2 protein-coding genes are annotated in these 1730 nt (G+C 76.3%); both read left to right on the top strand.

The genetic code is table 11. The annotated features are described in order from the left end of the window. Nucleotides 1-99 precede the first annotated feature (99 nt). On the top strand, nt 100-1011 hold the full coding sequence (locus tag ACVNF4_RS35695) for a class I SAM-dependent methyltransferase (protein WP_461806991.1): 912 nt from the start codon (nt 100-102) through the stop codon (nt 1009-1011). Then, nucleotides 1011-1730, top strand: a 720-nt coding sequence (locus tag ACVNF4_RS35690; RefSeq protein ID WP_461806990.1) for a lysylphosphatidylglycerol synthase transmembrane domain-containing protein, incomplete at its 3' end; no start/stop codon positions are given. The genes ACVNF4_RS35695 and ACVNF4_RS35690, both read left to right, overlap by 1 nt.

Below are 1730 nucleotides of genomic sequence, written 5' to 3'. Positions count from 1 at the left end.
CGCGCGCGGCCGACGCGCCGCCCTGGGCGGCTGGGCGGCCACCGCGAAGAGCCTCGCCGGCGTCCTCAGCCGGCTTCCCCGAGAATCCTGGAGGGCGGCATGAGCAGCACGGACGTCATCCCCGGCGCCGGACCCGTCGCCGAACGCGCCACCGTACGACTGCGCGAGAGCGGCCCCGACGACCCGCCCCGCTACGCCCCCGAATGGCTCCAGCTGCGCGAACCCGCCGACGCGAACGCCCGCGCCCTCGACCTCCTCGACCCGCTGCGGATACGCCTCGCGAACCTGCCGCGCGGCAAGGCCGGGATCGTCGTCCACGACCTCGGCTGCGGCACCGGCTCCATGGGCCGCTGGCTCGCCCCCCGCCTCGACGGCGCCCAGCACTGGATCCTGCACGACCGGGACCCCTACCTGCTGCACTTCGCGGCCGTCGCCTCACCGAAGGCCGCCGCCGACGGGAGCCGGGTGACGGTCGAGACGCGGCGCGGCGACGTGGCGCGGTTGACGCCGGACGCCCTGAACGGCGCCTCGCTGGTGACGGCCTCCGCCCTCCTCGACGTGCTGACCCGCGAGGAGATCGACGCGCTCGTCGACGCGTGCGTGGGAGCCGGGTGCCCGGCGCTGCTCACCCTGTCCGTCGCCGGACGGGTCGAACTGTCCGACGAGGACCCGCTGGACGCGGAGCTCCAGGACGCCTTCAACGACCACCAGCGGCGTGACGGACTGCTCGGGCCCGACGCGGTCGACGTCGCCGCCGAGGCGTTCGAGGCGCGGGGCGCCACCGTGAAGCTGCACGACAGCGCCTGGCGGCTCGGAGAGGCCGAGGCCGCGCTGACCGCCCAGTGGCTGCGCGGGTGGGTGGGGGCCGCCGTGGAGGAACGGCCCGAACTGGCGGATCGTGCATCGGGGTATCTGGAGACGCGGCTCGCCGCCGCTGCCGCCGGGGAACTCCGGGTCACCGTCCACCACACGGATCTGCTGGCGCTCGCACGGCCGGTGGGGAGCGCCTGATGACCGAGGGTCCGGGGGGTGTCGGGGCGGGTGGGGCGGGGCGTGCCGTCCCGGAACCGCCGGAGGGGGTGGCCGCCGCTGCGGGGCGGCCGTCCGACGCCGGATGCGTGAACTCGCGGCAGGGCGTGGAGGTTTTGTCGCGGGGGGACGACGCGGACGACGTCGGCGAAGGTGCCGGCGGTGCTCGGGCCGGGCGGCGGACCTGGGTGCGGGCGTTGCAGACGCACTTCGGGACGCTCGCCGGGGTCGCCATCATCGGCGTGCTGCTGTGGCGGATGGGCACCGGGGTCTTCCTCGACGGGCTGCGGCGGATCGACACCCCGGCGCTGCTGCTCGCCCTCGCGATCGGCGGGGTGACGACCGTGTTCAGCGCGTGGCGCTGGGCGCTCGTGGCGCGCGGGCTGAAGATCCGGCTGCCGCTCGGCGCCGCCGTCGGCGACTACTACCGGGCCCTGTTCCTCAACGCCGCGCTGCCCGGCGGGATCCTCGGCGACGTCCACCGGGCCGTCCGGCACGGACAGAGCGAGGGCGACGTGGGGCGCGGCGTGCGGGCCGTGTTCTGGGAACGCGTCGCCGGACAGCTCGCGCTCGCCGCCGTCGGGCTCGTGGTGCTGCTCGCCGTGGAGTCGCCGGTCGCGGGGGAGGTGCGGCACGTCGTCCCGCTCGCGCTGCTCGCCGGGGTCGGGGCGCTGGCGGTGCTGCTCGCCGTCCGCATGAAC

Source organism: Streptomyces sp. S6 (genome assembly GCF_054880855.1).
Note: the sequence above shows the minus strand (reverse complement) of the source record. Positions and strands in the feature narration are given on the sequence as shown.

Excerpts from the sequence above, each read along its gene's own strand:
- ACVNF4_RS35695 (WP_461806991.1), top strand. The coding sequence starts at position 100 with ATGAGCAGCACGGACGTCATCCCCGGCGCCGGACCCGTCGCCGAACGC.